The sequence below is a fragment of the Maribellus sp. CM-23 genome (assembly GCF_021354595.1).
In the GTDB taxonomy this organism is placed as follows: Bacteria; Bacteroidota; Bacteroidia; order Bacteroidales; family Prolixibacteraceae; genus Draconibacterium.
The window spans coordinates 341,928-365,802 of record NZ_JADWYJ010000002.1; the positions used below are offsets into that span (position 1 = coordinate 341,928).

26 protein-coding genes and 1 tRNA gene are annotated in these 23,875 nt (G+C 41.0%); 21 read left to right on the forward strand and 6 right to left on the reverse strand.

Annotated features, from left to right (window positions below; translation table 11 throughout):
- Positions 1 to 91: 91 nt before the first annotated feature.
- From INQ51_RS08695 to INQ51_RS08735, 9 genes are all read left to right on the forward strand, one after another.
- The gene (locus tag INQ51_RS08695) at positions 92 to 1,312 is read left to right on the forward strand and encodes an ABC transporter permease (protein WP_233377581.1); all 1,221 of its coding nucleotides are present in this window, start codon (positions 92 to 94) and stop codon (positions 1,310 to 1,312) included.
- Positions 1,313 to 1,457: 145 nt separating this feature from the next.
- The gene (locus INQ51_RS08700; protein ID WP_233377582.1) at positions 1,458 to 2,678 is read left to right on the forward strand and encodes an ABC transporter permease; all 1,221 of its coding nucleotides are present in this window, start codon (positions 1,458 to 1,460) and stop codon (positions 2,676 to 2,678) included.
- Positions 2,679 to 2,773: 95 nt separating this feature from the next.
- Positions 2,774 to 3,457, forward strand: coding sequence for an ABC transporter ATP-binding protein (locus tag INQ51_RS08705; RefSeq protein WP_233377583.1), 684 nt, complete (start codon positions 2,774 to 2,776; stop codon positions 3,455 to 3,457).
- On the forward strand, positions 3,454 to 4,113 hold the full coding sequence (locus INQ51_RS08710; protein WP_233377584.1) for a CAP domain-containing protein: 660 nt from the start codon (positions 3,454 to 3,456) through the stop codon (positions 4,111 to 4,113). Before INQ51_RS08705 ends, INQ51_RS08710 begins: the two co-directional genes overlap by 4 nt.
- A gap of 29 nt (positions 4,114 to 4,142) precedes the next feature.
- Positions 4,143 to 5,408 carry a hypothetical protein gene (locus INQ51_RS08715; RefSeq protein ID WP_233377585.1) on the forward strand — a complete coding sequence of 422 codons (1,266 nt, stop codon included), beginning with the start codon at positions 4,143 to 4,145 and terminating at the stop codon, positions 5,406 to 5,408.
- A 215-nt stretch (positions 5,409 to 5,623) separates the two neighbouring features.
- Positions 5,624 to 5,695 (forward strand) — tRNA-Gly (locus tag INQ51_RS08720).
- Between the two features lie 334 nt (positions 5,696 to 6,029).
- Positions 6,030 to 6,551, forward strand: coding sequence for a DUF4382 domain-containing protein (locus INQ51_RS08725; RefSeq protein WP_233377586.1), 522 nt, complete (start codon positions 6,030 to 6,032; stop codon positions 6,549 to 6,551).
- Positions 6,552 to 6,836: 285 nt separating this feature from the next.
- Entirely contained in the window at positions 6,837 to 7,823 is a 987-nt protein-coding gene (locus INQ51_RS08730; RefSeq protein WP_233377587.1) for a hypothetical protein, read from the forward strand.
- 174 nt (positions 7,824 to 7,997) lie between these two features.
- The gene (locus INQ51_RS08735; protein WP_233377588.1) at positions 7,998 to 8,585 is read left to right on the forward strand and encodes a flavin reductase family protein; all 588 of its coding nucleotides are present in this window, start codon (positions 7,998 to 8,000) and stop codon (positions 8,583 to 8,585) included.
- 13 nt (positions 8,586 to 8,598) lie between these two features.
- Here the strand turns inward: INQ51_RS08735 and INQ51_RS08740 are convergent, their stop codons facing one another.
- Positions 8,599 to 10,029, reverse strand: coding sequence for a M20/M25/M40 family metallo-hydrolase (locus tag INQ51_RS08740; RefSeq protein ID WP_233377589.1), 1,431 nt, complete (start codon positions 10,027 to 10,029; stop codon positions 8,599 to 8,601).
- Positions 10,030 to 10,228: 199 nt separating this feature from the next.
- Positions 10,229 to 10,831, reverse strand: a complete 603-nt coding sequence (locus INQ51_RS08745) for a hypothetical protein (RefSeq protein ID WP_233377590.1) — start codon at positions 10,829 to 10,831, stop codon at positions 10,229 to 10,231.
- A gap of 313 nt (positions 10,832 to 11,144) precedes the next feature.
- Between INQ51_RS08745 and INQ51_RS08750 the strand changes: the two genes are divergently transcribed.
- A complete protein-coding gene (locus tag INQ51_RS08750) occupies positions 11,145 to 11,588 on the forward strand; it encodes a MerR family transcriptional regulator (protein ID WP_233377591.1) in 444 nt (147 codons plus the stop codon).
- Positions 11,589 to 11,656: 68 nt separating this feature from the next.
- Here INQ51_RS08750 and INQ51_RS08755 read toward each other — a convergent pair whose 3' ends face one another.
- Complete coding sequence (locus INQ51_RS08755; RefSeq protein WP_233377592.1) at positions 11,657 to 12,049, reverse strand: carboxymuconolactone decarboxylase family protein; 393 nt, start codon at positions 12,047 to 12,049, stop codon at positions 11,657 to 11,659.
- A 406-nt stretch (positions 12,050 to 12,455) separates the two neighbouring features.
- Between INQ51_RS08755 and INQ51_RS08760 the strand changes: the two genes are divergently transcribed.
- The gene (locus INQ51_RS08760) at positions 12,456 to 12,926 is read left to right on the forward strand and encodes a hypothetical protein (protein ID WP_233377593.1); all 471 of its coding nucleotides are present in this window, start codon (positions 12,456 to 12,458) and stop codon (positions 12,924 to 12,926) included.
- Positions 12,927 to 13,021: 95 nt separating this feature from the next.
- On the opposite strand, the gene INQ51_RS08765 is transcribed toward INQ51_RS08760, so the two are convergent.
- Positions 13,022 to 13,306, reverse strand: a complete 285-nt coding sequence (locus tag INQ51_RS08765; RefSeq protein WP_233377594.1) for a putative quinol monooxygenase — start codon at positions 13,304 to 13,306, stop codon at positions 13,022 to 13,024.
- A 74-nt stretch (positions 13,307 to 13,380) separates the two neighbouring features.
- On the reverse strand, positions 13,381 to 13,566 hold the full coding sequence (locus tag INQ51_RS08770; protein WP_233377595.1) for a DUF1059 domain-containing protein: 186 nt from the start codon (positions 13,564 to 13,566) through the stop codon (positions 13,381 to 13,383).
- 588 nt (positions 13,567 to 14,154) lie between these two features.
- Between INQ51_RS08770 and INQ51_RS08775 the strand changes: the two genes are divergently transcribed.
- A complete protein-coding gene (locus tag INQ51_RS08775; RefSeq protein ID WP_233377596.1) occupies positions 14,155 to 14,547 on the forward strand; it encodes a group I truncated hemoglobin in 393 nt (130 codons plus the stop codon).
- A 24-nt stretch (positions 14,548 to 14,571) separates the two neighbouring features.
- Positions 14,572 to 15,111 carry a CHRD domain-containing protein gene (locus tag INQ51_RS08780; RefSeq protein ID WP_233377597.1) on the forward strand — a complete coding sequence of 180 codons (540 nt, stop codon included), beginning with the start codon at positions 14,572 to 14,574 and terminating at the stop codon, positions 15,109 to 15,111.
- Positions 15,112 to 15,203: 92 nt separating this feature from the next.
- On the opposite strand, the gene INQ51_RS08785 is transcribed toward INQ51_RS08780, so the two are convergent.
- Complete coding sequence (locus INQ51_RS08785) at positions 15,204 to 15,545, reverse strand: single-stranded DNA-binding protein (RefSeq protein WP_233377598.1); 342 nt, start codon at positions 15,543 to 15,545, stop codon at positions 15,204 to 15,206.
- Positions 15,546 to 15,817: 272 nt separating this feature from the next.
- Between INQ51_RS08785 and INQ51_RS08790 the strand changes: the two genes are divergently transcribed.
- The 8 genes from INQ51_RS08790 to INQ51_RS08825 all read left to right on the forward strand — a co-directional run bounded on the left by INQ51_RS08790 (position 15,818) and on the right by INQ51_RS08825 (position 23,817).
- Positions 15,818 to 16,306, forward strand: coding sequence for a DUF7000 family protein (locus INQ51_RS08790; protein ID WP_233377599.1), 489 nt, complete (start codon positions 15,818 to 15,820; stop codon positions 16,304 to 16,306).
- 256 nt (positions 16,307 to 16,562) lie between these two features.
- Positions 16,563 to 17,036: a tetratricopeptide repeat protein gene (locus INQ51_RS08795; RefSeq protein WP_233377600.1), complete on the forward strand. Its 474-nt coding sequence runs from the start codon at positions 16,563 to 16,565 to the stop codon at positions 17,034 to 17,036.
- Positions 17,037 to 17,165: 129 nt separating this feature from the next.
- The gene (locus INQ51_RS08800; protein WP_233377601.1) at positions 17,166 to 17,546 is read left to right on the forward strand and encodes a hypothetical protein; all 381 of its coding nucleotides are present in this window, start codon (positions 17,166 to 17,168) and stop codon (positions 17,544 to 17,546) included.
- 250 nt (positions 17,547 to 17,796) lie between these two features.
- On the forward strand, positions 17,797 to 18,360 hold the full coding sequence (locus tag INQ51_RS08805; protein WP_233377602.1) for a signal peptidase II: 564 nt from the start codon (positions 17,797 to 17,799) through the stop codon (positions 18,358 to 18,360).
- A gap of 348 nt (positions 18,361 to 18,708) precedes the next feature.
- Entirely contained in the window at positions 18,709 to 20,535 is a 1,827-nt protein-coding gene (locus INQ51_RS08810) for a peptidase U32 family protein (RefSeq protein WP_233377603.1), read from the forward strand.
- A 198-nt stretch (positions 20,536 to 20,733) separates the two neighbouring features.
- On the forward strand, positions 20,734 to 21,093 hold the full coding sequence (locus tag INQ51_RS08815) for a VOC family protein (protein WP_233377604.1): 360 nt from the start codon (positions 20,734 to 20,736) through the stop codon (positions 21,091 to 21,093).
- 86 nt (positions 21,094 to 21,179) lie between these two features.
- Entirely contained in the window at positions 21,180 to 21,989 is an 810-nt protein-coding gene (locus INQ51_RS08820; RefSeq protein WP_233377605.1) for a DUF6597 domain-containing transcriptional factor, read from the forward strand.
- Positions 21,990 to 22,449: 460 nt separating this feature from the next.
- Complete coding sequence (locus tag INQ51_RS08825; RefSeq protein ID WP_233377606.1) at positions 22,450 to 23,817, forward strand: Gfo/Idh/MocA family protein; 1,368 nt, start codon at positions 22,450 to 22,452, stop codon at positions 23,815 to 23,817.
- Positions 23,818 to 23,875 lie beyond the last annotated feature (58 nt).

The window sequence follows — 23,875 nt, forward strand, 5'->3', positions numbered from 1 at the left end:
TTCAAAATAAACCATTCAATCCTTCATCTCATCTGTTCGTCAACATTTTAACTGATCAGTCCGTCAATCCTTCAACAAATCAATCCTTACAATGAGAACCAACATCAAACTGGCCTGGCGCAACCTCTGGCGCAACCGACGGAGAACGTTCATAGCGATATCCTCGATTGTTTTTAGCGTGTTGCTGGCATCGTGGATGCGATCGATGCAGGAAGGCTCGTACGACAGCATGATCGAAAATTCGGTCAAATTTTATTCCGGTTATCTGCAGGTGCAGGACACCGCTTTCTGGAACGAACGAACGCTTGACAACAGCTTTGCCGCAAGTGATGAATTAAAGGAATCGATCAGTCAAATTCCCGATGTCACACTGGTGGCGAATCGAATCGAGTCTTTTGCACTGGCAGCCAATCATCTGAAAAGCAAACCGGCCATGGTAATGGGAATTGAGCCCAAAGCAGAAGACCAGATCACCAAAATATCGCAGAAAGTTAAAAAAGGCAGTTTCCTGAAAACCGGGGACAAAGGCGCACTGCTAGGCGAAGGACTGGCCAGGTACCTGAACCTGGATGTTGGCGATACACTGGTAATGATCAGTCAGGGCTATCACGGAATAAGCGCCAGCGGGTTATTCTTAATTACAGGTCTACTCTCCCACCCCAACCAGGAATTTAACAACCGCATGGTGTACCTGGACATTGATGCCGCGCGGGATTTCTACTCAGCCAACGGGCTTTCAACCTCGCTGGTGGTAATGGCACACAACCATTACGAGGTGAAACACCTGAAAAAAGAAATTTCAAAGCTTCTTCTGGCGGGCAACCGTGTAATGACCTGGACCGAAATGCAACCCGACCTGGAGCAGCTTATTGAAAGCGACCGGGGAAGTGGCAAAATCATGCTGGGAATCTTGTACATGGTTATTGCATTTGGCATGTTCAGCGTTGTACTAATGATGGTAAAAGAACGCTCCCGCGAGTTTGGAGTGGTCCATGCCGTGGGAATGCAAAAAAGCAAACTCTCGACGATTGTATTTCTTGAAACGATCTTCATCGGTCTCATCGGCTGTTCGGTGGGCGTACTCATCAGTTACCTGTTTTGCACCTACTTCTACTTTCATCCGATCCCCATGTCGGGAAAAATGGCTGAAGCCTACGAGCAATACGGAATGGAGCCCTTTCTTTACTTTTCGCTGAAAGCCTCGCTCTTCTACAGCCAGATGATACTGGTGTTCCTGCTCAGTGTGTTTATTTCCGTCTTCCCGATGTACAATATTCAACGGCTGAAAATTACCAAAGCCATGCGAAATTAAATCAGTTAACAGTGAGCAGTCGCAGTGCACAGTTAAGAGATAACAAAATGAGAAATAAAAATAGCAGTAAGCAAAAATTGGCATTACAAGTTGCGGAAAATACTTCCGTCTTCGGTCTTCTAACTTCAATCAAATTTTACGAATTATGATCTTATCAATAGCCTGGAGAAATGTATGGAGGAACAAGCTGCGCAGCATTATTATGATTGTTGCCATTGCCCTGGGATTGATCGCCGGTGTTTTTGCGACAGCTTTTATGCTGGGCGCGGTTGAATCCAGGATTGAATCGGCGACCCGTACAGAATTGGCACACTTGCAGGTACATGCTCCTCATTTCATGGATAACAACGAAACCGGATTATTCATCAACAACGCCGGTGAATTAACACGGAAAATCGAACAGCTCGATGAAGTGGACGCTGCCAGCTACCGGTTAATTGCCGAGCCGTTTATTATGGCGGCACACGGAACCGGCGGAGGGAAAATGTTGGGAATTGTTCCGGAAATGGAGAAAGAGGTCACCAACATCTCGCAAAAACTCGTTGAAGGAACCTACCTTGAAAAAACCAGTCGGATGCCCCCAGTACTGATTGGTGAAAAACTGGCCAAGAAACTAAAGTTGAAAGTCGGTTCGAAGCTAAACGTACAAATGGTGGATATGAACGGCGATCTGTCGTCGAAAGGCTACCGCGTAAGTGGAATTTACCGGACCGTAAATACCGGTTTTGATGAAACCAACCTTTTTGTTTTGTACGACGACCTGAAAAAGCAGTTGGGTATGCAGGGCGACGTGGCGCACGAAATAGCCATGATTTGCGACGATGCCAACACGGTGGATGACGTAAAAACAAAAGTGCAGCAACTAACCGGAAACGACGATGTTAAAACCTGGAAAGAAATCAGCCCCGAAATGTCGATCCTTACCGAATCGATGGACCAGTACATGTACATTTTTATTCTGATCATCTTGCTGGGGCTCTGTTTTGGCATCGTCAACACCATGTTGATGGCTGTGCTCGAGCGCACCAAGGAAATCGGAATGCTGATGGCAGTAGGGATGAACAAACGAAAAGTTTTTGGGATGATTATGCTCGAATCGGTGATGCTGACATTGACCGGAGGATTACTCGGAGTTCTGATCGGCTCGCTTATTACCAAGTATTTTGAAACGCGGCCAATAGATGTCTCGGCATTTTCAGAAGGGCTGGAGAAATACGGATACGCAACAAAGGTATATACGACCCTTCAGCCCGATACGCTGGTAATTATAACCATCCTGGTAATTATAACCGGTATGATCTCGGCCATTTACCCGGCACGAAAAGCGTTGAAACTCAACCCGGCGGAAGCGACGAGAACAGAATAAGACTAGGGATTGATTTGGAGAGGGATTGAAGGAATGAATCAGTAAACCAGAAGCTCATGACTCACTGCTCATGGCTCGTAGCAAAAATATACATCATGAAAATCATAGAAATAAAAAACCTGCACAAGATTTACAACAGCGATTCGGTAGCGGTGCATGCCGTAAATGGGATCGATGTTTCGTTTGAAGAAGGCGAATTCACCGCCATTGTTGGTCCTTCGGGATCGGGAAAAACCACTTTGCTGAACATTATCGGCGGGCTGGATGATGCCACGGAAGGCAGCGTTGAAATTGAAGGAGTAAAAATCAATGAACTTTCGGCGCGAAAACTAACCGATTTCCGGATGAAAAACATCGGCTTTGTTTTTCAGGCCTACAACCTGATTCCGGTTCTGACTGCCAAAGAAAACGTGGAGTTTATCATGCACCTGCAAGGGACCAACAAAACCGACCGCGAAGCCAGAACCTCTGAACTTTTAAAAGCGGTAGGATTGGGGGAAATGATGGATCGCCGGCCATCAAAACTTTCGGGAGGGCAACAGCAACGCGTAGCGGTAGCCCGTGCGCTGGCATCGAAACCCAAATTTGTTTTGGCCGATGAACCAACTGCCAACCTGGATTCACACTCCACTGAAAATCTTCTTGATATCATGGAACAACTTAATAAAGAAGAAAAAATTACGTTTATTTTTTCGACACACGACCAACGCGTGGTAAACAAAGCACGCCGCGTAATTACGGTCGAAGATGGGAAAATAATAAGCGACATTTCAAAATGAAGAAAATTCAGGGACTCATATTATTGCTGGTGATTTCTCTTTTGGCAACGGCAGAAGATGGAAAGCATTCGGCACTGAATACGGCAGAAAAAGCAAATTACCTGACTCCTCTGGAGAAGGATGTGATATACGAAGTCAACCTGTTCCGCTCTAATCCTGCCCGGTATGCCGAACTGTACATTGAGCCCCTCGCCAGGTATTACGACAAAAAAATTCTTCATTACCCGGGAGATCGATCCATTCAAACGATCGAAGGTGTCAGAGCGCTGAACGAATGTGTGAGGGAGCTTAAAAAAGCAAATCCGCAGGGCATTATGTATCCCAGCAAAGAGCTGTCGCAAGCTGCACGGAAACATCAGAAAGATCAGCAAAAGACAGGAAAAACCGGCCATATCGGCAGCGACGGTTCAAACATGCGGCAACGGGTTGAAAAATTTGGCAGGTGGCAGGTGCGCATCGGGGAAAACATTGCCTATGGAAATTCGAGCGCTCGCCAAATTGTGATTTTTCTCTTGATCGATGACGGCGTAAAAGACCGCGGACACAGGGCCACCCTCCTCCACCCTGTTTTTAAACTGGTAGGAGTGGCCTGTGGCACTCACCCTGTATACGAAACCATGTGTGTGATTGATTTTGCCGGAGGAATGGCGAAATAGAATAGATAGTAAGTAAAAAGTAGTTAGTAATGAGTAACAAACAAGATAAATATTGGCGCAAAAATAATATCCAAAAATTTCTATCAGGATTCCGGCTGCTGATTTCCAGCATCCATGTAGGTATTGTTTTTTTCATATTCTCGCTCGTTTTAATCCCCGTGATGAATTCAAATGCTCAATCCAGCATCGGATTCAACGGATACATCAAGGAGTTGAGTATGTATTACAAGCCGATAGAGCCAATGCCGGTTTCAGAAACAAAGTCGCTGGATGACCTTTTCCTCAACCAATTCCATAACCGTCTGAATTTTAAGTGGTACGCCAGTTCAAACTTAACCTTTGCTGTGGAAGCCCGAAACCGCCTGTTTTTTGGACAGATGATCAAGGACTTCCCGGAATACCAAAGCATGATAGAATCGGATAACGGGCTACTGGATATGGGAGCTGTTTTAGCCTCGGGAAGCGGATGGTTCATGCATTCGATGATCGATCGTGCATGGGTTGATTACACCAATGGGAAGCTCCAGTTTCGTCTGGGGCGTCAGCGAATTAACTGGGGCACCAACCTCGTCTGGAATCCTAACGATGTGTTCAATACCTTTTCCTACTTCGATTTTGATTACGAGGAGCGCCCCGGAACCGATGGTATCCGTATGCAGTATTACACCAGCGAAACATCCTCGGCAGAGCTGGTTTATAAGATCGGCCGTAAAGATTCAGCTGAAACAGCAATCGCAGGAATGTATCGCTTTTCGAAATTTAACTACGACATTCAGATTATGGGAGGCTGGGTTGGCCCCGATTATGTGCTGGGAGCCGGCTGGTCGGGCGATATAAAAGGCGGAGGATTTCGTGGCGAAGCCACCTGGTTCAAACCACGCAACAACGATGATCCTGAAAATTTTGAAAGTTTTGTAGCCTCCGTTTCGGGCGATTATACCTTCCGCAACAGCCTCTATCTGCATGCCGCCGTCCTTTACAACAGCCATGGCACCACCCACGATGCAGGAGGAAGAAGTTTCTTTGCCAGCAACTTGTCGGCCAAAATGCTTTCGTTTGGACGCTACAACCTTTTTGCACAAAGCTCCTACCCTTTTACGCCTCTTTTCTCGGGCAATATCTCCGCCATGCTCAATCCCTGCGACGGTTCTTCCTATATCGGACCTTCGCTGACTTACTCCATTGGCAACAACTGGGAAGTGATGCTAAACGGCCAATTATTCCTTGGCCGCGCAGGCACCGAATACGGCGATTACGGACAAGCTGTTTTTACACGAATTAAATGGTCATTTTAATGCACAAAAGTGATTATCGAATGCATTTATTATTTATTTTTGGGCGTTCTTAAAAAGCGAGTGTGCCCGTCAACGGATGGACAAAACTCAGAGGTTGTCCGGAGCATTCGGGCTCCCAAGCTGAGGATCGCAAAAAACATAAACTAGCAGGAGTACTCAGTGGTAGTCCCGAGTGCTCGGGATCCCAAGCTGAGGGGTTTCAAAACTAAAAATATGCGGGAGTAGCTCAGTGGTAGAGCATCAGCTTCCCAAGCTGAGGGTCGCGGGTTCGACCCCCGTTTCCCGCTCACTGATAATAAAGGAGTTAGATGAAAGTCTGGCTCCTTTTTGTTTTGACGGATGCAACATTAAGATGAAGACGTTGAAGCAGAATATGATCTTCATTTTTTTCGCATCTCCGGCAAATTTCCTTCTCATATTATCCATTCAACAAAACGATTAAAGAAGGGTGTAAAATTCTCCCCTGCCTATTTCTTTTGTATCCAGCAAACAGATATAATACACCATTATTCTCATTCGCTCAAATTAGGCAGAAGACTTGCGATGAAGAGTATTCTTTAGCAAAAAAGATCTTCAATTGTTATCGTTGCCGGCAACACAAAACATAAATACAAAACGAACATGAAAAAGATTTTATTGACACTTTTCGCATTTTCAGTCCTTTTGATTGGCTGTAACGATGAAAACGGGTCTGGTGTACTTAGAGTATCACTAACAGATGCTCCGGGAGACTACGAGGCAGTATTAGTCGACCTTCAAGGTTTAAAAATAAATGCTTCGAACGACACTTCGGACATCAGTGAATGGCAGGATTTAGCGCTTGATACTATGGGGCAGATTGACCTGCTTACCTTAATGAATGGCAATTCGATATTGCTGACCGAAGATGAAATCCCCGTTGGAAGGATCAACCAGATGCGAATGATTTTGGGGTCAAACAATCAAATTGTTGTTGCCGGTGATACGTTAGATTTGGAAACTCCATCTGCACAACAATCCGGATTAAAATTCAATATTCATGCTGATATTGCTGAAGAACAAACTTTTGAAATGACACTGGACTTTGATGCAGAAAATTCAGTGATCAGCAAAGGAAATGGTAGCTATTCACTAAAACCGGTCATTTCTGTGATCACCGAATAGTATCAACTTTATTCGATCAATTAAAGAATAGATAAAAGGGAGGCAAAAGCCTCCTTTTTTTGCCGTTTTTCCAGAGTATCTTAATTTTCACCCACCTTACAGACTAAAATTTTTCTCAAAAAAACATGAGGAAAATACACAGCATAAAAACCTGATTAGTTGATATATGTATATCATCATTTTTTGTATTTCAAACACGATTTTTGTAACTTTTATACTCCTTTTGTTACACCCAATTAACCTGTGATTTCCAGAAAATATTTCAAAAACTAAAAATCAACTGTTATGAAAGCAAAACTTATTTTGTTAGTGCTTTTGATTATCGGAAGCACTGCATGCTTAGATCAAGAGATTCAAGTTCCTGCAAACTTGAAATCTGCAAGTTCATCAAATCCTGAGGATATTACTTCAACTCTTCTTAATCAAATAAATAATAATCTTGAAGCAGAAGGTGTGAATTACAGAATTGCGATGATTGAGAAATTAGTTACGGCAAATGGTAGCGATAACGGAGCAACCATTTATTCTCAGATTGTTGGAAACAAAAAATTAATAGCACACTTTGTTCCCGGAGATACAAGAAGAGAATGGAGTGGAAATGGAGCTACGAAAATTACCTATGTCATTGATCAACTTGATGCTGTACCCCAGAATGGAGGATTAGATGCTTCCGAAACCACTGATGCAATAAAAAGAGGTTTTGGAACATGGGATGCTACTATTTGTTCAGACCTCGGATTAACTCAAATCCCTGACGGTGGAGAAGATATTGGCGTTTTTGCGTATTCCTGGTGGTCAAATTTTTATAATGTAAATGGTTTTCCTGAACCAGAATTTTGGCAGGGAAGTCCTTTTATTTTTGCAGATATTCATCAGTGCGGATGGGGTGATTTGCCTTTTGCACCTGAATCAGGTATACTTGGCTATACTGTAACTTATGTGTTTGTAGATGACAACGGTTATACTGACATTAACAGTGATGGATTATTAGATGCTGCTTTTAGAGAAACCTACTATAGTGATAATTACAATTGGCAATTACCAAACCAATTGGCAGAAGGATATATTGAGGTTGAAACAGTGGCTGTTCATGAAATTGGGCATTGCTTGAGTCAGGGGCATTTTGGAACAGTATTGATAAAAAATGATGGGACTGTTAAGTTTTCACCCCGAGCCGTTATGAACGTTGTATATTGGGATGTACTAACTGAATTGCAAGGGACAGATATTGGTGGACATTGTGGTATATGGGACAGTTGGCCTTATGAATAAATACAGATAAGGAATATTTGGAAACAGCGATATAAAGCCGTGATTAGTTAAGTGCTATTATGCTGTTTCTTCAAACAAAGAGGCAGTCTCAAAAGGGCGGTCTCTTTGTTGCCATATTTTCATTTGATTTTAATCTCAACACCTATCACAGTAAAAATCCAAAATCATTATGATATGAGCAAAATCAATTTAGATCTTAACAGTCCGAATGTGCTAAAATTAGCATGGCTACTCAGTAATGGGCAGATAATGCTGTTGACAAGCACCAATAAGGAAAAAACGATTAATGGGATAATTACTCTGGGCTGGTGTAATCCTACATCATTTGAACCATTTCTGGTAATTGCTTCCATCGGCAGCGGAGGGAAAGAAACAGGCGATAGAGCATATCGATATTGTTACTCATTAATCAACGAAACAAAAGAATTCGGGATAAATGTTCCGACCCCTGATCTTACCGAAGCAATCGTGAAAATCGGTACGTCCCATAGTAACGAGGTAGATAAATTTAAAGAAACAGGCTTGACTCCTTTGCACGCGGGTAAAATTAGCGCCCCGTTAATTGAAGAATGCTTTCTTAATGTTGAATGCAAGGTAACTGACCAGTTTATTACAGGCGACCATACCGTTTTTGTTGCAGAGCCTGTTCAAGTATTCGTAAATGATGATTTAATTGTTGATGGCAGGTTTTCAGATAAATATGTTAACAAGAACAATCAGTTACACATGGGTGATTTCGTTTCGATGTGGAATGCCTGGTAGAGTATGCATTTTATCAATTGCCTGAGCTTAGTTCTTTCACCAGCCGGTAAAGAAATTCCTGTGCCTCAAAAAGGACGTTGATCGCAATTCGCTCGTCCTTCCCATGTGCTCTGTTCTCATTAATATCCTCAAATATTCCACTGACGCCATACGTCGGGATTCCTGCATTTCTTAAAAATAATCCATCAGAAGCCCCCGTTGACATGGTAGAAATCACTGCCACACCAGGCCACATATCGTTGGTAACGTTGGTTACCTTATCCATTATTTCAGAAGATAACGGTGACGACTCACCGGAAATATTATCCCAAACAGGAGTTATTTTAATCCTTTCGTTTGCCACTACGCTTTTGATTGTATTATACACGTCATCGATTGGAGTATCGGGTAATATACGGCAATTAACCGTTGCTTTAGCAGTCTGAGGCAAAGCATTCTCGGCATGACCTCCTTCAATCAGGGTAGCAACACAAGTTGTTCGTAACAGAGCATTGTAGAATGGTACTTTAGAAAGTCTTGAAATTGCTTCCGCATCAGGAGGTGAATTCAAAATGGCTTTCATATCAACTGCAACCTGTCCTTTTTCGATATTCGACATGACTTCAAAATAATTACGGGTGCTTTCATTCAGTTCACACGGAAATTCGTACTTGGCTAATCTCGAAAGTGCTTCAGCCAGTTCAAAGATGGCATTGTTTTTTGTCGGCATCGAACTGTGCCCTCCCTTGGTCTTTACTTCCAAATCATAACTTTGATATATTTTTTCAGCGACCTGAATTTCGTTTAATTTATATTCTCCGTTTATAATTTGTCCGGAACCTCCCTCGTTGATACAAAACCCTGCATCAAGCAAGTCAAAATGTTCCTTTAAAATCCACTGTAATCCGTTAGGACCACCATTCTCCTCGTCTGAGGTTAAACAAACAACAATATCTCTTTCGGGTACATATCCTTCCCGGAAATAAGAAATCAGATTGGTGATAAAAATGGCAGCCATTGCTTTATCATCTGCTGTTCCTCTTCCATAATAAAATCCGTCTGATTCGGTCAGTTTAAAAGGATCAGCAGACCATTCTCCCTTTTTAGCATCTACCACGTCAATATGAGCAAGAAGTAATAAAGGTCTGTTCTTCCCGATACCTCTGTAACGGGCAACCAAATTTCCTTTGGTTGGTTCCAGCGATAAAACATGCACATCTTCTTTCGGAAATCCTGCATCAATTAGCGTTTTTTCCATTGCCTGCGATGCAATTGTTGTATTCCCATCTGAAGTGGAGGTATTAATTTCTACTAATTCTTTAAATATTCCGGTCAGAAGAGTATTCTTATCATTTAAATTCTCTTGTGCATAACAAGAATTATTTTGAACAAAATTGAAGGCAATAGCTAAAATTAAAAACAAACTGAATTTGCGGGGCAGATCAAAGATGATTACATTTTTCATGGCAAAGGTATTATGAGTTGATCCGTTTTTTCTGAATAAAATCGATACAAGCAACTAACTATCATACGGTTATTGTCGCAAATAGTTTTTCGAACCAAACTTTATAAATTCAACGAAACCTTCCCTCTTCCCACTAAAACAAATAGCCGCAACAAAAAGGGCTTAACTGATTGTTAAACCCTATTAGAAAATAATTTCCTTACCGCTTTCCTTTTTTCATGGTAATGGTTCCTTCCCAATGGTGATGAGAATTTGTATCCTCGCTGCTGTTGTAATCATTGGTCATACCACCGCCCGAAGCATCTTCAAATCTTCCTGTTCCTCCGATAATTTCAAACGGATCTCTCCAATACGAAACCACATAATCGGGATGGTCTTCCAATCTGCCGGGAAATACAGTTCCGCTTACGGTAACAAACAGAGTATCGCCATTTGCTGCGACAATGTAGGCGTACGCATCCCCATAATCGCCATGATCCAATTGACCTTCGGGTGTAAAATAAGGCGTTACGCAAAAATCAAAATGCACCATCGATTGCCCTACATGCGTACCCGTTCCAACCCCATCGACAAAAACATTAATGTTGCATTTGTCGGTAGGTATTCCAAACGGACCATACAAATAGGTACCTACATAATCCACCACGAAAGGGACAGTAACCATTTTGGAGTCATCCGATTTACTCGCTCCCAATTCACCACTCTTTAATTGATTGTCGCCAACCTCATCAGAGATTTCTGAGCATGAAAAACAAATTCCAATGCCTAACACCAAGAGAAATAACTTACTTAAGCTTTTCATAATTTTGAATTTAGATGAAACAATAAACTCCTGGCTTTCACAATTTAACCGGATAACAGAAGATGTATGCATTTGGATTTATAGCTACTGAAGAACTCAGCTTTTATGTACTAAAAGATACAGATTTTTAAAGTTAGAAGCAATTTAAATTAGTTCAACACTCGCATCTACCTATCTGTATAACAAAACATTAGAAACAAAATACGCGAAAAAGGAATAAATGGCACCGTAGATTCGAATCTCAAATCCGTTTTTATTCGTTAACTTGTTTAGGCAATAAAAATGTTTTTTTAGTTCAAATGAAAGTTGAGCCATGTCAGGAGTAATTGTCAGCGATAATGAACCTCTCTATACGCTGAGTATTGCCGCAAAACTTTCACAAACGGCTCAGCATTCTATCCGGCAGTATATCGACAGAGGCCTGCTCATTCCCCATAAAAAAGAATCCAGACGGCATTTATTCTCAAATTCAGATATCCAACGGTTGATCTGGATAAGAAAATGCCTGGAAGAAAACGGGTTAAATTTTGCAGGAATAAAGGCCAAACTGGCGTTGATTCCCTGTTGGAAAATTACCAACTGTTCGCTGGTATCCAGAAAAAACTGTGATGCTTACTACTCATCCAGTCATCCTTGCTGGGTAGCCTCCCAAAAAGGAGAAGAATGTAAAAACAGAGACTGTAAAATGTGTGAAGTGTACCGTTCGATTACGGCTAACATAGAACTAAAGTCACTATTGAGGAAATATTTACCCTAACAAAAATCCATCCATCCTTGAAAATCGCGAATAGATGGATTTTTGAAAATTCTCAGTTTGAAAATTCATCAAGCATTTACCATCGTGCTTCTTACATGTTCGCATGCCTGGTCCACTTCTTTTGTGAACTCATCGAAATTTAATTGAAGCCCGTTTACATAAGCACTCCAACCGGCAGTCGATTTTGCGTAATGCACAGCTTCCTCAATTTCCTCTTCCGTTGCCCCGTTCAATTTTGCCATTTCGGTATGGAAATAGGCACAATAGCGACACTTGGTAGCGGCTGAAATCGCTACCCCAATTAATTCCCGGTCTTTGTTCGGAATAGCGCCTTCTGCCAGGTGAATACTTTTGAACAGATTCCATTCCAACTCAATGGTCGATTCCGGTACGCTTTTAAACATTGCCGGAACCAAGCCAAACATCTGTTCGATCTCATTAAATACAGCTTCCCTACTCATTGTAAATCCTCCCCTTAAATTGTTAATCAAATGATTTACAAGTTATTAAATTTATGCATCAATTAAAATACCAATCCATCTTTATTTATTTAAAGAATGTTAATAGCCGTTACTCCATCATGAAAAATGAGAAGATTTATTATCCCGTTAAAAGCCAATCGTATTCTTTTCAGCAACCAGCAACAAACTTAGTACAGGAAGCGATCCCGTTCTTCAACGACATGAGAATCTGTCAACTATATCAAACAAGCATTTACTCTTAAACCCTGAACCGGATTAGCGATTCGATCCTCTCCGAAATTCATTTTCCAGCGCGGTATGATTTTAAGGCTGATTTTTTACCTTTACAAAACAAACCATCCAATTTAGGTTTGCGTAAAAGTCCCAAAATCAACAATCTTCAATCATGAAAAAATTACCTGTTTCTCTACTTATCTTGCTCATGCTGCTCGGAGCCTGTTCAACAACCAGTAAATTGGCCAACGAAGCCATCCATTATGCCCTAGTCGGACAAAATGAAAAGATTATTTTTAAAAGACTGGGAGCTCCCTCGAGCGTAACAAGCACTTCTGACGGAGGAAAAGAGATGCTTTATGAATACCAAAGCAAGGGCATGTTTACCACTCCCAACAAATCCAAATTAACACTAAACTATACCGGTGATATGGGAAACACCCAGCAACATCTTAACTGGCAATACTCCAATGCCAGCACACGAACCAATGCACCGGAATATACAATCTATCAAAAAGATATATCCCTTATCAAAGTTTTTCTCAACAAGGAAGGAAATTGTACCCGTGTTGAACACAACCTCACCAAAGAGCAACTGGAGTATTTCTATGGAAGTTTCAAACAGTTTGTTCCCCAAAAATAAAAAAGTCAAAACGCGCCCTCATCCCAATAGGAAAGGACAAACAAATAAAGGAGCCGGAAAATTCAGGCTCCTTTATTTGTTGCATCCCCCCCTTTTCAGAAAGGTGTACGTTCTTTTACATTCCCGATCCAAATTTCGGGCTGTCCCTGGACTCCGGCATTTTTCATGGCATTTTTCAGCTCTTCCGATTCAAAAAAACGACTTGCCACATCCAGGCTATCAAACTCATGAACAACAATTACCGTTTCCGGGTCACTGATTTCCTGTAAAACACTGGCTCCAATAACCCCCTTTTCTTTTCGCACCTTCGAAAACTCTTCATAAACTTTCTTCCATGCTTCGAAATCATCTACCTTATGTTTAATAAAACTCGCTATCATTTTAAAATAATTTTAAAATAAAAAACGCTTCTCTCCGACTGATCAGCACCAGTCTTAACATTTCGAAAGCCAATTCAGGCCTCTACCTTCATTATGGATTTAACTTTCTGCACCACCTCATCAGTAATCTCCGTCAGGTTGTGCGCTTCTTTGGCATGAGCCGCCACCTGTGCCATCAATTCTTCTTCTGATTCGGACCGGAAAACAGCATTGCAATCAAATCCCGCATCGCTGCAACGAACAACTTTTACGCTTCCCATAATTTATCCTCCTTTTGTTTACAATGAATAAAAACAAGTTCCTTTACCCCTAATAATAAACAAGTTAGTTCAATTAACAACCAATCGCAAGAATAAAAGACACAGATATCCTTAAAGTGTGTTAAACGATTCTTATTCGGCATTTTTGAAGCAACAAGCACCACTTTTTGCCTGATACCAACTCTGAAATAACTATAAACTGACTCAATGCTTTACTGACCTATTTTTCTCAATCATTAACATATTTTTTATTAAAAGAGAAAATGAAATCTGCTCCTTCCGAAAATGCAAACAAGAACCATCGGTCTTTTTTCTCATTTTCTGAGCATTTCCAAACTAATTGTAATTACAACAATAAAACACCTGCGAGTATTTATTTGTCACCCTATTGGATTTAAATGTGTTATGAACTAAATTTAATAGAAGCAAAGAACATTTCTGTTCAAAAAATCAACCAAATCTTGCCGCATGTCAAAGGTTCTGTGAAGTAATGTGAATCGATTTTATGGGAAAAAGTGGACACTTATCCGACATCCTGTCTCAGGTTTCCGCAATTATCCGACATATTTCTAACTAAAAACAAAAAGAATGAAAGAAGATCAGGCGCAAACAAAGACATTGTATGAAAGACTTGGAGGCATAGATGGAATAACCACGCTCGTCGACGACATTGTAGAAAACCACATGACCAACCCGGCCGTGAATGCCCGTTTTCTTCCACTTAAAGAGCATCCCGCTCATTTTACTGAAGTACGGCAACATTTAATCAACTTTCTGGCTGCCGGCAGTGGAGGACCGCAGGAATACAAAGGCAAAGACATGCTGGCGTCGCATAAAGGCATGAACATCAGCCAGGGAGAATATATGCATGTAGTAGACGATATCATGAAAGCCTTGGGGAAAAACAAGGTGGATGAACAAACCCAAAAGGATGTTTTGGCCATCGCCTACTCGCTGAAGAAAGATATTGTAGGAGTTTAATAATCCATTTTAAAATAAAACAACATGAAAACATTCAAATTTACCTTGTTATTCTTTCTCGTTTTCGCCATTGTATCCTGCGAAAAGGAAGATCTAACAACTGATCAGCAAAACGAGCTTCAACTTAAGAGTGCTAAAAAGGTGCTGAATTTCAGGACTCATCTTTCGGGAGAAAACGAAGTTCCGCCCGTTTGGACCGATGCAAGCGGACAGGCCATCTTTCAGCTGAATAAAGAAGGAACAGAATTGTCGTATAAACTTATTGTCGACAGCATTGAGAACGTCTTAATGTCTCACATCCATTTAGCTCCTGCGGGACAAAATGGATCTGTTGTAGTATGGCTTTACCCGTCATCAGCACCGCCGGTTTTAATTCCCGGAATGACCAGCGGCATACTTGCCGAGGGAGTGATTACCGATGCCAACCTGGCGGGGATAACTTTAATGGACCTCATTGATGCCTTTTATGCCGATGGAGCATACGTAAACGTTCATACCTCGCAGAACCGAGGGGGTGAGATTCGTGGGCAAATCAAGGGAAATAAACCGGGAGGTACCGATTAGATAGAACGTTGTTCAGGTTTAGTTGAGGATAAATCTGAAAGCAGGGATGCAGTAGGCTCCCTGCTTTTCTTTTGGTGCTGAATGAAGCCAGTCTAAATGGCGGATTTATCCAGCATCAGCATTTGATTGATTACAATTTCGGTGATGTACTGCTTCTCACCCTTTTTATCTTCATACGTCCGGTTGGTCAGTTTCCCCTCGATCGATATTTCCGATCCTTTTTTCAGGTATTTTTCCGCAATTTCGGCCTGTTTGCCCCAAGCTACCAGCCGGTGCCAGGTGGTTTCACTCTTCTTTTCGCCGTTACTGTCACGGTAAATTTCGTTGGTTGCTATACTGAAATTAGCAACGGTTTTCCCACTGCCGAGCTTTCTTACCTGCGGGTTGTCGCCCAGATGTCCGAGAAGCCTGACGCTGTTTTTTAATGCATTCATGATGTGTAATTTTTTTGTTAATATAGTGGAGCCGTTTTCTGCTTCGGGCCCCTTGAACGAAAGAACTGAAACAAAGGTACAGGGCTACGAAAAGCTTATTCGGTTGTTAAACATTTATAAACGACAATAAACGTTTGCAAGCGTTTGTAAATGGATATTTTACTGTATTTTAAGAACTTAAAAAATTAGAATCTATGCAAAGAGATAAGCTTGAGGGGAATATATATTTTAGTTGTGCGTAAGCTAAAAAACCAAACCGAATAAAAGGAAGAATGAAAGATTTGAATAAATATGTTTCGATTTATCAAGACCAACTGAAAAAAGGAGACATCTTAATTGCTTACAATGAGTTAGTGAAATTAGTTATGAATTTAAGAACGGAATTCATTAAAACTCTTTCAGACCAATATTCCTTTGCTGGAATTCTTCATGGATATATGGACTTTACATATTTCTATTATTCTAACGATTTTTTAAAAAGTAAAAAGCTAAAATTTGGACTCGTGTTAAATCACTTGGATATGAGATTTGAGATTTGGCTTTTGGGAAATACGATACCGATTCAAAAAAAATATTGGGAATTGCTAAAAAAGACAGAATGGAATAAGGGAAAAATGGAAATGCCCAAATATTCGATTCTTGAAACGAACTTGGTTGAAAATCCTGATTTTAATAATCTGGACAAACTAACCGAACAAATAAAAACCAAAATGATTCAGACTTCGGACGAAATATTGGACTATTTGAGAACATTAAAATGACTAAAATGAAAACAAAAGCCTACGCACAACAATGTATATAGCAAATAAGGCAGGTAGTGATTTTTTGAACGGCAGTTCTTTGATAGAATACCGCCGAAGCTTTTGCTTCGGCTACTATAAAAATGTTTTAGTGGTGCCAAAACAAAAGCTTCGGCTCAGTGCAAACTTGATAGGTTTGTACTCCGAATTGCCTTACTTGCCATATACCCGGCCGTTAGCAAGCATTTTAAAATGCTCTCAATTTTCAATTATAATTATGAAAAATATAAAGAGATTAACATTACTGTCTCTATTTATTTTAATTAATACCAATCATGCTCAAGTTGCTGACACAACTGATGCGAAAGAATATTTGGTTCAAGCTGAGAGAAGTTTGCAAAATGGCAAATATGAGCAAGCAAGAGACTATTCACTTAAAGCCTTGAATGTAAAACCAAACTATGGTGAAGCATACTTTATGATTGCCAGAATATATATCGAATTTAGCAAAACGTGCAAGGATAATTATTTCATGAGAGATATGATATTCTGTTTGGTGGTTGACAAACTTGAAATGGCAAAAAAAGTTGATCCAAATGTTATTGATAAAGCAAACGAACTAATTGATAGATATTCAAAATATTTTCCATCGGACGAGGTACATATCACGGGAGAACCGATCGAAGATGAAAAATATAAAATAGGTTATTGGATTAATGAAGAAACCACAGTACGATTTTACAAAAAATAAATATCTGTCTAAAATAAAATTAAAAAATTATGTAACCAAAGAGGGAAATTTACTGATTTCTTAAATGCGTAAACTAAGCAAAGAAATTTAGAAAGATTGTACTCTTGAATAAGTTTAATCTTTAATTATATGAAAATTTCAAATGGATTAATACCAATCTTATTTTTGGGAGCATTTATTAGTTATGGAATACTATATGTATACCCCAAGAATAAAAAGGAGTGTATTGTAAGAAAAGAAACAACTTATCAAATGAAACTGGACGGACATATCACTTCCGCTAAGAATAATAGAGGATGGACCGTTTTAGAAATTACCAACTTATCGGGAAAAGTATATCTAGACGGAGCTTACAATTACCATCTGTATCCTGAGTATATAGGAGATTATATTAAACCAGGAATGTGGATTTATAAGAATATATACTCTGACTCTGTATTTGTTGGACCTCAAAAATCAAATAGAAAAAACTTATTTATTCTAGGAAAGGATAATCTGAATAAATATTAGTCAAGAAAATCACTTTAATAGTTATTTAAAATTAGACAAATGAAGAACATAAAAAACGACACGCTAACAACGTGTAAACATTATGGCGCTGAAAGGTTTGGGGCAAATTGGGTTTCCCAAATTTTTATGTTTGCTTGCTGACAAAATGCATTCCAAATCCGCCACAAAAATTTACACCAACCGTTAGGAGTAAGAAGAGCGAACCTCCAAAAAATAAAACATAAATGGATAATCAACAGAATAGTTTGAGATGAAAACACGGGATATTATAACATGGATTTTCCTGCTAATAACTCTAGACCAAGCTATCAAGATTTTGATTCATAATTTATACGGAGATATACATTTTGAGATTATTCCTTCACTTTTTGAATTTAAACCAACATTTAATGTAAAGCATAGTTGGGTAAATACACTATTAAATAAAAATTTCGGAGTAAACGTCGGATTGTTTCCCCATGTTATATTATACATATTGATTGGAATATTTATCCCAATGTTTTTTTCATTCTTGAGAAATAATATTCCTGCGAATAAAAAACTGATTGATATAGCAATTGTATTTATGATGGCTGCTGTAATCTGTGCGTTGATTGGTAATCTAATATGGAAAAATGGGACACTTGACTATATATACCTTAAACCTTGGTTCGTTTTTGATTTAAAGGATTTATACATTGATTTAGGAATTGTAACATTTCTTATATATACTTTAAAAAATAGACGACAATTGGAGAAATTAACGAAAGGATTGAAAATACAAGACATGTATAAAGACACAAGAAATAGATTAAGAGAAATAATAACTAAATAATACCAGCACCTAACAATGATAGCTGTTGCACAACCCCACAATTTTAATGATCCTGTTAGAACCACATAGAAAAACGAGCTGTTTTCCATCCAGTAAAGCAAAAGCCAATAACTACGGCCGCAGCAATAGCTGTTCCCTGTTTCCTTTCAAATAACCAAACAACAGACTAGCAAAAATATCACTCTCGGACCAGGTCTGTTACTATTATCTGAATCTTTCGTTGCAAATAACACTCGCGTTATAAACCCTCCTTCAAAAAAGAAAAATGGTGAAATTGGTTTACTTTTGCCAAAAGAATGTGAATCGGCAAATAATGATCCGGTAGATTTATATTTACCATTGAAAAATATGACAGAAATAGAACTTTTAGCTCCTGCCAAAAACCTTGAATCCGGAAAGGCTGCAATAAACTACGGAGCCGATGCGGTATACATCGGGGCCAGCCGTTTTGGAGCAAGAGCTGCTGCGTCAAATTCAGTGGCCGATATTGAGGAGCTGGTTCAGTTTGCACACAAGTACAGGGCGAAAGTTTTTGTCGCACTAAATACCATTTTGTACAACAACGAACTGGAAGAAGCCGAAAAACTAATTCACCAGATTTACAATGCCGGAGCCGATGCACTTATTATTCAGGATATGGGCATTTTGAAAATGAACATCCCCCGTATTCCGCTTCACGCCAGTACACAAACCAATAATTATACAACCGATCGAATCTGCTTTCACGACCAGCTTGGTTTTGACCGCATAGTGCTGGCGCGTGAGTTGTCGCTTCGGGAAATCCAAAAGATCAGAGCTGCAACCAGTACCGAGCTGGAATATTTTGTTCACGGTGCATTGTGCGTCAGTCTTAGCGGGCAGTGCTATTTTAGCGAGGTTACAACCGGAAGAAGTGCCAACCGGGGAATGTGTACCCAGGCCTGCCGGCATCCTTACAATTTGGTGGATGGAAACGGCAAAAAAATCATCCTCCATAGTCATCTGCTTTCGCTGAAAGATCTGAACCTAAGTAGCAATTTATCCGAATTGATTCGTGCCGGAATAAGCAGCCTGAAAATTGAGGGAAGGCTGAAAGACATCAATTACATCAAAAATGTGGTAAGTTATTACCGGAGAAAACTGGACGAAATTCTGAACTCCGATCGGGAATATGCTAAAGCATCATCCGGGAACACGGAGATCAGTTTTGAACCTGACCCGGAAAGAAGCTTCAACCGGCACAGCACTCATTACTTTCTGCAGGGGCGATCAAAAAAACTGATCAACACCTATTCTCCGAAATCAATCGGCAAAAAAATTGGAACCGTTGAAAAAGTTGGCTCAGGTTACATAACTCTGAAAGCGACTGAAACCGTAAATAACGGCGATGGATTGTGTTTTATCCTGAAAAATGAACTCATTGGATTCAGAGTTGACAAGGTAGTTGACAACAAGGTCTTTATAAGCAGTACCTCCAACCTTTCGCCGGGAGTCGACCTTTACCGCAACCATGATCACGAGTTCATTAAAATGCTGGAAGCAGATAAATCGGTGCGCAAAGTAGCGGCCACTATTAGTGTGACAGAAAAGGATAGCTCGCTGCATTTTGAACTTTCCGACGAGGATCATCTGTCATCCGATTACGTGATGACGGAATTACCCGAACCGGCCAAAAACCCTGAATCTGCTGACAGAAATCTTGTTTCTCAGCTTTCCAAGTCGGGCAATTCAATGTTCAACATTACGGAAGTGAAGAACAACTGCCAAGCGAGTTATTTTTTCCGCATGTCGGAATTGAACGAGATCAGAAGGATACTGTTTGAAAAACACGAAGCGGCCCGGATTGCAGCGTTTGCAAGAAAAGATACAGATCAACAACTAAAAACGATTGACTTCCCTCAAAAAGAAGTAGATTTTTCTGCGAATATTTCAAACGAAAAAGCGGCGCAGTTTTACCGGGAACATGGCGTAGAAAAGCAGGAAGAGGCGCTTGAAGTAAGTTCAGCAAAAGAAAACCAGCTGTTAATGACAACGCGTTACTGCTTAAAGTATGAATTGGGTTATTGCGAACGATTTCAGGGAGCCCAAAACACACCACCCGAACCACTCTACCTGGAAGATCAAAACAGAAAATATTTGCTACAGTTTGATTGCAAACAGTGTTTAATGAGAATAAGGCTTGAAGATAAAAGCTAAGCGCTGAATCCACATCGCAAAGGCTATAAAGAAACCGTTGCCGGCATTTTCTCTCCCTCAATCTTTAAGAGTCATTGTTTTTTCAATGCGGTTCCATCCCAAAAATAAAAACCTCAGAATGCAGGATGTCGCAATTTTCCAAGTTTAAGCAATTGACGGGAGATACTTTTGTGTTGTAATTTTTAAAAAGGCAAAACAATGACAAAGTTAATTTCATGGGTAGAGATCCCGGCGACAGATTTCGAAAGAGCAGTAAAATTCTACAGTTCGGTGCTAAATATCGAGCTTCATGTGGCGGATTACGGCCACGAAAAAATGGCTTGTTTCCCCAACGGAGAAGGCGCCATTTCGCAAGCTCCTGATTTTAATCCTAGCAAAGACGGAACGCTGGTAAGTTTCAACACCGGAAAAGACCTGGACGGCACCATCGAAAGAATTAAAAAGAACAACGGAACAATGGTACGAACGAAAACAAAGATTGAGGTCGAAAACCTGGGATACTTTGCCCTGTTTATCGATAGCGAAGGAAACAAGGTTGGACTTTACGGAGACGAATAGCAGAAAAATGAGATGAAGGTTTTGTACCTGCAAAACCTTCATCTCTATTCCAAAACATTAGATTTGTATTCCTGAATAGCCTGCCTATGAAATACTATATTTCCAAGCCTTCGCCGCGGCTGTCAAAGTTTGTGAAGCAGTACTGGAGCATTGACAATTGCATTCCTGCCGGTCAGGAACATACCCAGCGAATCGTTCCTCACGGACTGTTAGAACTTACGTTTTACCTGGGCGATAGACCTGTATCAAAAACCCCGGGCAAGTCGTTTAGCGAAAACACTTTGCTGACAGGTCAGTTAAGCGAGTTTTACGACATTCAGATTACAGGAAAGCTTTCCCTCTTCTCCATCCTTTTTTATCCACACGGTCTGTCAATGTTCACCGACCTCCCGCTTTCGGAGTTGTCCAATCAAAATGTTCCGTTGAAATTTATATACAAAGAAGAGACCGATGAATTGGAATCGCGTTTGTACGAAGCCACTTCGTTTGCAGAAAGAATAGCGATTGCAGAAAGCCATTTGCTCCGTATTTTGCAAAAGAACACGGGCAACAATTATTTCAACCGGATAGAAGAAAGTGTTCAGCAAATCAACCAATCAAAAGGGCTTGCCAGCATCGACTTTCTGGCATTGGCAGCCTGTTACAGCCGAAAACAATTTGAAAGAGCTTTCTCGCACACTATCGGAACTTCGCCCAAACAATTTTTGAAAATTGTCCGTTTTCAAAATGCCCTGGCTCAAAAAGCAAAAAACAAAGAACAAAACCTCACGGAGCTTACTTTCAAATGCGGTTATTACGACCAATCGCACATGACAAACGATTTTCAGAAACTCTCGGGCATGTCGCCCAAACAGTATTTCAACGAAGGCGAAGCATACTCCGACTACTTTCAGTAATCTCCGGGATTGATTTAAGATTGAAAACAGGTTGTTGCTGATTGAGTCAATCTTATCATATCTTTTTATAGCTCGCATTTAATTCCAGGTCAATGTTTTTTCGTCCGGAATCACGAACCATTACAAAACAACTTTCTTCGCCGGACGAAAAAGTGGACTTGTTATTTACCCGGCGCTTTGCACCGGGTTATTGATATCCGACACTTTCAGTGTCTAACAACTGATCTAATCATCACCTTGGAAGGGAGGAACAATAATAACTGCGGGTAAGCGATCCTGAGCACTCAGAATCAGGGTGAATCTGAATAAAGTAACGGTATCTTGCTGTTAATCTCTGAGAACCTTTCAGAAAACAGCCAACGACTGAACTTTGAAACCCTTAAAACCATTTGTATAACTTCCACATTCTGAATATTAATTAATATATTTGATAGCATTCTAAACCATTTAACCTGATACAATGAATTCACTTACAAGAAGAAATTTCATTCGGTCGACTTCTGCTGTGGTTGCCGGAACAGCCATCATCCCCCACCTCCTGAGTTGCTCTCCTTCCAAAAAATTAAACATTGCCATTGTAGGCGTTGGCGGCCGCGGAGAAGCCCAGTGGAGCTCCTGCCTCGATGAAAACGGGCAAGCCATACACAATGTGGTTGCCATGTGCGATGTAGATGACCAGCGAGCAGCAAAAGGTTTTAACACCTTTCCGAATGCGCGTAAGTTCAAAGACTTCCGGAAAATGCTGGATGAAATGAGCAACGAGATCGATGCGGTGATGATCTCCACACCCGACCATACGCATTTCCCGGCAGCCGTAGCGGCCATGCAACTGGGGAAGCACGTGTATGTTGAAAAACCGCTTGCGCACAACGTGTGGCAGCTGAGAACCTTGAAAAAGGCAGCTCATTATTACAACGTAATCACCCAAATGGGGAATCAGGGACATGCCACCGACGGAATCCGACGCGTAAAAGAATGGGTGGATGCCGGCGTTCTGGGACAGGTAAAAGAAGTAATTGCCTGGTTTGACGGCCCTGAATTTGGCCCCGACAAATATTTTAACAAAGCTGATAATTATCCGCCACAGGCACAGGCTATCCCTGAATCTCTTGATTGGGATTTGTGGCTTGGCCCGGCTGCCAAAAGACCTTACAACAGTGTTTATGCTCCGAAAACCTGGCGCGGCTTTTACGATTTCGGGAATGGCGAACTGGGCGACTGGGCCTGTCATACGCTCGACGCACCTTTCTGGTCGCTCAACCTGGGAATGCCCCACACCACCGAAGCACTTTTTCACTCGGGTGCTCCCGAAGGATTTTTACCCGATCAGTCGATCATAAAATTTGAATTCGCGGAGCGTGGCAACCAACCGCCTGTTACCTTAATGTGGTACGAAGGGGGGTTAAAACCCGAAAACCGGCCCGAATGGAAAATTCCGGAACTACCCGGATCGGGAATGATTATGGTTGGCGAAAAGCAAAACATTATAACCGGCGGACGACCCAACAATGCCCAGCTAATGATGTCGAAAGCTGATTGGGACAACTGGGTGGAGAAAGAAATGCCCGAAGCAAGCATTCCCCGGATTGAAGGAGGCCCGCAGCAGGAATTCTTCCGGGCACTGACAGGAGAAGGCCCGCTACCGGGCTCGAATTTTGATTATGCCGCCGACTTGACCGAAATGGCACTACTAGGTGTTTTGGCCCAACGCTTTAACACCCGGGTTGAATACGATGCTCAAAATATGAAAGTCACCAACAACGAGGCCTTAAACAATTATATAAAGGAACCGGTTCGTGACGGCTGGCAATACGGGGAAGACTTATAGCTTCCCTGTTTGTAAAGAAACTCCAACAAGGGTGTTCCAAAGTTGCTTTCGGGACACC

Excerpts from the sequence above, each read along its gene's own strand:
- INQ51_RS08710 (WP_233377584.1), top strand. The coding sequence starts at position 3,454 with ATGAAGAAAATTCAGGGACTCATATTATTGCTGGTGATTTCTCTTTTG.
- INQ51_RS08695 (WP_233377581.1), top strand. The coding sequence starts at position 92 with ATGAGAACCAACATCAAACTGGCCTGGCGCAACCTCTGGCGCAACCGA.
- INQ51_RS08800 (WP_233377601.1), top strand. The coding sequence starts at position 17,166 with ATGAAAATTTCAAATGGATTAATACCAATCTTATTTTTGGGAGCATTT.
- INQ51_RS08745 (WP_233377590.1), bottom strand. The coding sequence starts at position 10,831 with ATGAAAAGCTTAAGTAAGTTATTTCTCTTGGTGTTAGGCATTGGAATT.
- INQ51_RS08740 (WP_233377589.1), bottom strand. The coding sequence starts at position 10,029 with ATGAAAAATGTAATCATCTTTGATCTGCCCCGCAAATTCAGTTTGTTT.
- INQ51_RS08750 (WP_233377591.1), top strand. The coding sequence starts at position 11,145 with ATGTCAGGAGTAATTGTCAGCGATAATGAACCTCTCTATACGCTGAGT.
- INQ51_RS08815 (WP_233377604.1), top strand. The coding sequence starts at position 20,734 with ATGACAAAGTTAATTTCATGGGTAGAGATCCCGGCGACAGATTTCGAA.
- INQ51_RS08785 (WP_233377598.1), bottom strand. The coding sequence starts at position 15,545 with ATGAATGCATTAAAAAACAGCGTCAGGCTTCTCGGACATCTGGGCGAC.
- INQ51_RS08735 (WP_233377588.1), top strand. The coding sequence starts at position 7,998 with ATGAGCAAAATCAATTTAGATCTTAACAGTCCGAATGTGCTAAAATTA.
- INQ51_RS08775 (WP_233377596.1), top strand. The coding sequence starts at position 14,155 with ATGAAAGAAGATCAGGCGCAAACAAAGACATTGTATGAAAGACTTGGA.
- INQ51_RS08820 (WP_233377605.1), top strand. The coding sequence starts at position 21,180 with ATGAAATACTATATTTCCAAGCCTTCGCCGCGGCTGTCAAAGTTTGTG.
- INQ51_RS08805 (WP_233377602.1), top strand. The coding sequence starts at position 17,797 with ATGAAAACACGGGATATTATAACATGGATTTTCCTGCTAATAACTCTA.
- INQ51_RS08725 (WP_233377586.1), top strand. The coding sequence starts at position 6,030 with ATGAAAAAGATTTTATTGACACTTTTCGCATTTTCAGTCCTTTTGATT.
- INQ51_RS08755 (WP_233377592.1), bottom strand. The coding sequence starts at position 12,049 with ATGAGTAGGGAAGCTGTATTTAATGAGATCGAACAGATGTTTGGCTTG.
- INQ51_RS08810 (WP_233377603.1), top strand. The coding sequence starts at position 18,709 with ATGACAGAAATAGAACTTTTAGCTCCTGCCAAAAACCTTGAATCCGGA.
- INQ51_RS08780 (WP_233377597.1), top strand. The coding sequence starts at position 14,572 with ATGAAAACATTCAAATTTACCTTGTTATTCTTTCTCGTTTTCGCCATT.
- INQ51_RS08795 (WP_233377600.1), top strand. The coding sequence starts at position 16,563 with ATGAAAAATATAAAGAGATTAACATTACTGTCTCTATTTATTTTAATT.
- INQ51_RS08790 (WP_233377599.1), top strand. The coding sequence starts at position 15,818 with ATGAAAGATTTGAATAAATATGTTTCGATTTATCAAGACCAACTGAAA.
- INQ51_RS08730 (WP_233377587.1), top strand. The coding sequence starts at position 6,837 with ATGAAAGCAAAACTTATTTTGTTAGTGCTTTTGATTATCGGAAGCACT.
- INQ51_RS08770 (WP_233377595.1), bottom strand. The coding sequence starts at position 13,566 with ATGGGAAGCGTAAAAGTTGTTCGTTGCAGCGATGCGGGATTTGATTGC.
- INQ51_RS08715 (WP_233377585.1), top strand. The coding sequence starts at position 4,143 with ATGAGTAACAAACAAGATAAATATTGGCGCAAAAATAATATCCAAAAA.
- INQ51_RS08760 (WP_233377593.1), top strand. The coding sequence starts at position 12,456 with ATGAAAAAATTACCTGTTTCTCTACTTATCTTGCTCATGCTGCTCGGA.
- INQ51_RS08700 (WP_233377582.1), top strand. The coding sequence starts at position 1,458 with ATGATCTTATCAATAGCCTGGAGAAATGTATGGAGGAACAAGCTGCGC.
- INQ51_RS08765 (WP_233377594.1), bottom strand. The coding sequence starts at position 13,306 with ATGATAGCGAGTTTTATTAAACATAAGGTAGATGATTTCGAAGCATGG.
- INQ51_RS08705 (WP_233377583.1), top strand. The coding sequence starts at position 2,774 with ATGAAAATCATAGAAATAAAAAACCTGCACAAGATTTACAACAGCGAT.
- INQ51_RS08825 (WP_233377606.1), top strand. The coding sequence starts at position 22,450 with ATGAATTCACTTACAAGAAGAAATTTCATTCGGTCGACTTCTGCTGTG.